Origin of the sequence: Scopulibacillus darangshiensis, assembly GCF_004341035.1 — a bacterium.
GTDB classification, from domain to species: Bacteria; Bacillota; Bacilli; order Bacillales; family Sporolactobacillaceae; genus Scopulibacillus; species Scopulibacillus darangshiensis.
Genome location: NZ_SLXK01000023.1, coordinates 66,228 through 73,244, shown reverse-complemented (window position 1 = coordinate 73,244; position 7,017 = coordinate 66,228). Strand labels below are relative to the sequence as shown.

Annotated in this window: 6 protein-coding genes; all 6 read left to right on the top strand. The window is 41.5% G+C overall.

Annotated features, from left to right (window positions below; translation table 11 throughout):
• Positions 1-586: 586 nt before the first annotated feature.
• The 6 genes from ftsE (at position 587) to EV207_RS14765 (ending at position 6,660) form a co-directional block, all read left to right on the top strand.
• Positions 587-1,273, top strand: coding sequence for a cell division ATP-binding protein FtsE (ftsE, locus tag EV207_RS14790; RefSeq protein WP_132746926.1), 687 nt, complete (start codon positions 587-589; stop codon positions 1,271-1,273).
• Complete coding sequence (gene ftsX, locus EV207_RS14785) at positions 1,263-2,156, top strand: permease-like cell division protein FtsX (RefSeq protein WP_132746925.1); 894 nt, start codon at positions 1,263-1,265, stop codon at positions 2,154-2,156. The genes ftsE and ftsX overlap by 11 nt, the downstream gene beginning before the upstream one ends.
• A 25-nt stretch (positions 2,157-2,181) precedes the next feature.
• Complete coding sequence (locus tag EV207_RS14780; protein WP_132746924.1) at positions 2,182-3,513, top strand: murein hydrolase activator EnvC family protein; 1,332 nt, start codon at positions 2,182-2,184, stop codon at positions 3,511-3,513.
• Between the two features lie 132 nt (positions 3,514-3,645).
• On the top strand, positions 3,646-5,106 hold the full coding sequence (locus tag EV207_RS14775) for a S41 family peptidase (protein WP_132746923.1): 1,461 nt from the start codon (positions 3,646-3,648) through the stop codon (positions 5,104-5,106).
• A gap of 135 nt (positions 5,107-5,241) precedes the next feature.
• Positions 5,242-6,426 (top strand): PDZ domain-containing protein, encoded by a 1,185-nt coding sequence (locus tag EV207_RS14770; RefSeq protein ID WP_132746922.1) that lies wholly within the window; start codon positions 5,242-5,244, stop codon positions 6,424-6,426.
• 12 nt (positions 6,427-6,438) lie between these two features.
• Positions 6,439-6,660: a DUF2198 family protein gene (locus EV207_RS14765; RefSeq protein ID WP_165886962.1), complete on the top strand. Its 222-nt coding sequence runs from the start codon at positions 6,439-6,441 to the stop codon at positions 6,658-6,660.
• Positions 6,661-7,017: the final 357 nt, after the last annotated feature.

Sequence of the window (7,017 nt, the reverse complement as noted above, 5' to 3'; positions counted from 1 at the left end):
CGAGGAGGCTGAAGCCGTGCCCGCGGAAAGCGAGTGCCAGTAGCGTAAATCACCCGCCAATGTACTACATAATTCGAAAGGGCTAATGGCCAAAAGAGCCCTTTAAGCACCAAGGGATAAGTACGCCCAAAAATAGGTGATTTCGATAAGCCAAATCATTTTATTCTTTCGAAGCAGTGAATTTCATAGACTTTTTCCCAAAAATAGGATTAAAAAGGGTAGCTTTGGACTTAAATCTCATTTTCCATCGCATGTATGAATAATTCAGGCTTATGAATTGTTATTTTATTTTAAAGTTAATAACTGCCTTATTTCAGTGAATGATGTCGAATTATTTAGCTCGCTTAAAGCTAAACGGCAGCTTTTCGTGTCTATTCCTTTCCTTTTGTATATTGAAATGAAAATGTAATATTTTTTTGTCTTAAATTGTCGTATCAGGGTGTTATAATAGGTTCTAGCTGAAAAGAAAAGACGATAAATGAGTCGAACTTAATAGGGATCAATAATAGATAGAGAAGCCGTTTTAGGCAAAAAAGTTTGGGATTAAAAATTCCAGCAAAACAGGGATGGGTTAGGAAGTGATAGCATGATCGAAATGAAGGATGTATGGAAGGCCTACCCGAATGGGGTTATGGCTGTCAACGGAATAGATATTCATATTGAAAAAGGTGAATTCGTCTACATAGTCGGGCCCAGCGGTGCAGGGAAATCAACTTTTATTAAGTTAATGCATCGAGAGGTCAAACCTACAAAAGGGAAAATTCTCATTGAAGGCATTGACATTACCAAACTCAGGAACCGGCACGTGCCGAAAGTAAGAAGGAAACTGGGGGTAGTTTTCCAGGATTTTAAACTCCTCCCCAAACTAACAGTCTATGAAAATGTTGCTTTTGCTCTCGAAGTAATCGAAGAACACCCACGTTATATTAGAAAGCGCGTTATGGACGTTCTGGACCTCGTAAAATTAAAACATAAAGCGCGCTCCCTCCCCGATGAGCTTTCAGGCGGTGAACAACAGCGTATTTCAATTGCCCGCTCGATTGTTAACAATCCCTTAGTGGTCATTGCAGATGAACCTACAGGTAACTTGGATCCGGAAAACGCGTGGGGAATCATGGAGATTCTTGAGGAAATTAATGAAAGCGGAACGACAATCGTCATGGCAACTCACAACAAGGACATCGTAAACACGATGAAAAAGAGAGTCATAGCCATTGAAGGCGGCATGGTTGTCCGTGATGAGCAGAGAGGTGAATACGGTTATGAAGCTTAGAACCCTAGGCCGCCATGGTAAAGAAGGCATAAAGAATTTGGGAAGAAACGGCTGGATGACCTTTGCTTCAATCAGTGCGGTAACAGTTGCGCTCATATTAGTAGGCTTGTTCTTGAGTGTCATGCTCAATTTAAATAAAATTGCCAGTGAAATCGAAAACAATGTCGAAGTTCGTGTCTATGTTGACAGGACAGCATCACAAGCTGACCAGCAGCAGCTTAAAGAAAAACTTGAGAAGGTCAAAGACGTTAAATCAATTAATTATCAATCCCGTAAAGAAGGGCTTAACAATCTTATTGACAGTATGGGAGATGACGGTGATGTCTTCGCTTCCTTGAAAAAGGAGAATCCATTACCGGATGCCTTTATATTGAAAACCGAAAAACCAAAACAAACCCTTACTGTTGCTAATACCGTCAAAAGATATCCACACGTGTCTGAAGTCAGGTACGGCAAAGGGACAGTTGAAAAGTTATTTAAATTTGTTGATATCGCCAGGAATATTGGTGTTGTACTAATCATTGGCCTATTATTCACTTCAATATTCTTGATTGCCAACACAATTAAACTAACAATCGTTGCCAGACGAAAAGAAATTGAGATTATGAAACTCGTTGGTGCCACAAATTCATTTGTCAGATGGCCCTATTTTATTGAAGGCCTTTTGCTTGGGGTATTAGGTTCAATTATTCCGATTGTTTTAGTCACGCTAGGGTACAGGGAAATTTACTTGCGTTTTAGCGGGAAATTCGAATCGTTTTTTATAGAATTAGTCCCTTACAACACCATGTCGTTTTATCTAAGTTTACTGTTGTTATTGATCGGTGCAGTTATTGGTGTATGGGGGAGCGTCAGTTCCGTACGAAAGTTTCTAAAGGTTTAATATTGATAAGTTAGGGGAGAAACGCATGAAATCAACTCTGTTGCGAACGACCATGGTATTTGGACTTACCGTCTCCACAGCATTGGCCTATTCAGGGGTCAGTGCTTACGCTGAGACGAGCTCTGATATTCAGCAAAAGATTAATAACGTCCAAAAAAAGCAAGAACAAAATCAAAGTGATCTTAATAAGTCCAAGAAGGAGCTTCAAAGTAACAACAATAAGCAGCAAAGCGTAGCCTCACAGATTCAGGAAGTCGACGAAAATATTGAGAATTTAAACGTGAAGATCACAGGCAAAGAAAATCAAGTCGCTGATACTAAGAAGGAAATTGAGCACCTTAACAAAGAAATTGATGCGGCAAAAGAAAGAATAAAAAAGCGTGACAGAATACTTAAAGAACGTGTGAAAACAATGTACATAAACGGCGGCTCTGTAAAACCAATGGAGGTTTTGCTTGGCGCCAAAAGCTTTGGTGATTTTGTTGACCGTGTGTTAGCCTTGAATACTATTGCTAAACAGGATAAGAAGCTTCTTCGCGAACAACAAGAAGATAAGAAGCTTTTAGAGGAAAAACAAGCCCAAGTTAAACAAAAGCTTGATCAAATCAAAGCGGATTTAGCCGATATGAAATCTATGAAAGCTGATCTTGACCAGCAAAAGGCTAAAAAGCAAAGCTTATTAAAGGATTTGAAATCTAAAGCAAGCGAACTTCATGAAGACGTCGTTGGCAAGCAAGAACAAGCCGATATTTTGGCTTCTCAGGAACAAGTCCTAAAAAACAACATAGCAAAATTAAAAGCACAAGAAGAAGCAAGGAAAAAAGCTCAAGAAGAAGCGAAAAGGAAAGCGGCTGCCGCGAAGGAAAAAGAGGCAAAACAATCCGCCCCCGTATCCCGTTCTTCTGATCCGAATCCGGCACCAGCGACAACACGGTCAACACAATCAGCACCGGAAAGCAGCGCTAATTTCATAATGCCTGCAGCTGGGGTTATTTCATCAGGTTTTGGTGCCCGTGACGGTGGATTCCATCCCGGAATCGATATTGCGAGCAGCACGGGCACACCGATTCATGCCGCGGCAGACGGCGTCGTCTTTAGAGCTTATCATTCATCAAGTTATGGCAACTGTGTCATGATAACACATCGGATTAACGGGCATACATATACTACGGTTTATGCTCATATGTCTGGTTATAATGTGTCAGCTGGCCAAGCGGTTTCACAGGGACAAACGATTGGTGCTATGGGAAGCACCGGTGATTCAACAGGACCTCACTTGCATTTCGAACTGTATCAAGGGCCTTGGACACCGCCTCCGCATAACGGGGCAGTTAACCCTTTGAACTACATTGGATAAACAATCATAATAGGACAAACCAACTCATATAGTGTATTATCCATAATAGATGGACAATCATGATGGAGTAGATTAAGAGCATCACATCAATAAATGTGATGCTCTTTCTTAACTAAAGGGGTGGGGAAATCTATGAGATTCAGCGGCAAAATTGTAGCATTATTAATGATTGTTTCCTTAATAGTTGGTGCTAGCGGGTCTTATGCAGCCTTAAGTTTTTTTGGACCAGAAGGGCATGATGGACAGAAAAAGATCGTAAAAGTCGATTCGTCATCTCCAAGCGGCGAGGTGAAAAAGGTCCGGGCTATTCATGACCTGATTGAGAAGAACTATTTTAAGAAGGTTGATGAAGATAAGCTTTACGACGGTGCTATACAAGGGATGATTAAAGCGCTTGACGACCCCTTTTCAACCTATATGGATCCGAAGACTGCAAAGGATTTTAATCAGTCCCTGTCGTCCTCCTTCCAAGGTATAGGCGCTGAGGTGCGCATGGTAAATAATGTTGTCAGTATCGTTGCGCCAATTAAGGGTTCACCCGCAGAAAAGGCAGGTCTCAAACCGCATGACCAAATTGTTACAATAGACGGCAAATCAACCAAAGGTCTTAGTCTGTATAAAGCTGTAAACAAAATTAAAGGAAAAAAAGGGACGGTAGTAAAGCTTGGTGTGAACAGACCTGGTGTCACACACACGCTGACTTTTGAAATTAAGCGCGGTGACATTCCGCTTCGCACTGTTAAGTCAAAAGTCATTAAAGAAGATAATAAACAAATAGGGTACATCAATATCACGTCCTTTAATGCAAACACCGATAAAGAATTTAATACTGAACTGAAAAAGGTCGAAGATAAGGGCATCGACGGGTTGATCATTGATGTCCGCGGCAATCCGGGCGGCTATCTCCAGGCGGTTGAAAGCATCGCGGGACAGTTTATAACAAAGGATAAGCCTATTGTTCAAATCGAGGATCGCAATGGCAAAAAAGAGCGTTATTTTTCTTCTTTAGAAGAAAAGAAGCCTTATCCGATTGCGGCTTTAATTGACAATGGCAGTGCTTCGGCGGCAGAAATCCTTTCAGCTGCTTTAAATGAAGCAGGTGGCTACCCTCTCATCGGAACGAAATCATTCGGTAAAGGCACTGTTCAGCAGGGGATAGAAATGTCCGATAATAGCGAGTTAAAGCTTACAACCTTTAAATGGCTGACACCGGATGGAAACTGGATCCATAAAAAAGGGATCAAACCGACTGTTAAGGTTAAGCAGCCTGACTACTTTTATACAACACCAATCACTTTGGATAAGGGTAAAGTTTTGGGCTATGACCATACCGGTACAAAAATTGCCAACGCCCAAAAAATGCTCAAAGGTCTTGGGCTTAATCCCGGACGGGTGGATGGCTATTATGGCGAACAGACCGTTAAAGCAGTAAGGGCGTTCCAGGAAACTAACGATCTGCATGTAACAGGGTCGATTAACAAAAAAACAGCTGGTAAATTGCAGACCGGCGTCATTCAAGCTGTCGATAATCCAAAAAATGATTTGCAATTAAAAGCGGCAATTAAAACTTTGGAAAAAGAAATGAAAAGCTAAGAAGTAAAGATCACTCTTCTAAAGCAAGGGCATCCGTCTCATACGGATGCTTTTTTATTTGAATCGGCTGTAAACTACCACTTAAATTATGGTAGACTTGAGGGAGATATGCTTCAATTTACGGAGGATAACAGAATGGTTATTGACATATTAAAAGGTATCTTAACAATGTTTTATAACCCAATCTTTTATTTATTATGGATTGGTCTAGTTTTATTCGGGTATCAAAGAGTCAGGCGTGAACGGATTTCTTTTGGTATAAAGGTCTTCGGTATGTTCAACAATGTTTTTGCGTGCTTTGGCCCCAGTTTAATCATGGGCGCCGGGGCAACCGTGGTGCTTCTCGTGACGGGGATCGCTTTGCCTGTGGGAGTTATAGCGCTTCTATCTGCTTGCTATCTCTTAATTATGCTCTCTACACAGCTTCGATACCTGTCCCCGTCGATTGCAGCTGGAGCTGCAATTATAATCGCTTTTATTTTTCCGGACATACATACAGGTATGACAACCATTGACCATTGGATTGACGATATCCGTCATGTTTCATTTGTTGCATTTGGCACTTTTTTTATGCTTTCTTTGTTGGTAGAGTGCCTGCTTGTATATATATGGGGCGGGCAGCAAATATCACCCCGCTTGATCAATAGTAAGCGCGGGAAAAAGGCTGGGGCGCATGAAGCCAGCAAATTGTGGATTGTGCCGTTATTTTTCCTCGTTCCGATGAATGGAAGTGTAGGACATGCCGGGTGGTGGCCGTTAAGCAATGGATTCGATTTTGGTTTTGTCCTCTTTCCGCTTGGAGTTGGCTTACAGCAATTAATTACACACAAACTGCCAAAGTCCGCTGTAAGGGACACGGGGCATTGGCTGCTTATTACAACGATAGCCACGGGCGTTTTAGTGGGGGTTGCCGCTTATTTCGATTTAGATGTCATTGTTATTCTTGGTGCTGTTATTGCTTTATTAAGCAGGCTTTGTCTTGTTATCTATCATTATTATCTGTTGGACTATAAGCCGCTTTACTTTCAGGAGGCTGCTGAAGGACTTAAAGTCGTCGGCATTATTCCGAACAGTCCAGCTGACCGTATGCATATAAAGCCTGGTGAAGTGGTGTGGCGGGTCAACGATCAGTCTTTTCGCACTGAAACAGAATTCTATTTTGCCCTTCAGCAGAATGTTGCTTATTGCAAGCTGCAAATAATTGACCATTGCGGTGAATCACGTTTTGTAAAAGGCTCCATCCATCAAGGAGACTACCATAAGATAGGGCTGCTTTTCCTGGAGCCTGCTAAAAGAAACCAATATGTTAAAGCAAAGTAAGAGGTGGCCGTCGTGTTAGCTGCAGTTATTATCCTTTCAGCTCTATTACCTGGTATTGTCGTGTTAGGTTTACTGAGAGTCACATTTAATGCTTATGTAGCCCCTATTCTGACAGTCATTTTAACGATAATGCTTTTAACCCGGCTTTCCATGCCATGGTATACAATAGTTATCGGCATTTTTTCTGTTGGTATTGGCTTTCTTCTGGCGAAAAAATGGTCGCTCATTAAATAAAGTGTAATAAACCATTCATCTGTCCGAGCAGTTGGATGGTTTTTATTTTAGTTAATCAGAAAGTATATGTGCTCCTCCACTTCGCTTCGTCGCAAGGCAACGTAGACGAGGTGGCAGGCAGTAGCCTTTCTGACGCACATAAGTGCATTGGCTAAAGGCGTAACATCCTGTTACAACGCCAGTACTAGCACGTCCTGTGCGTCGCAACTATGCATCTGTCTTCGCCAATCGGCGAGTTTTCTTTATAGCATAAGAGGAGTTAATTGCTTTTCACATGAAAAAGGATTATCCTCAAAGTCCTGTTAAGAAATCTCTATTGAAAAAACAAGGAATATTTGTTCGCTTTTTTGGTATTTT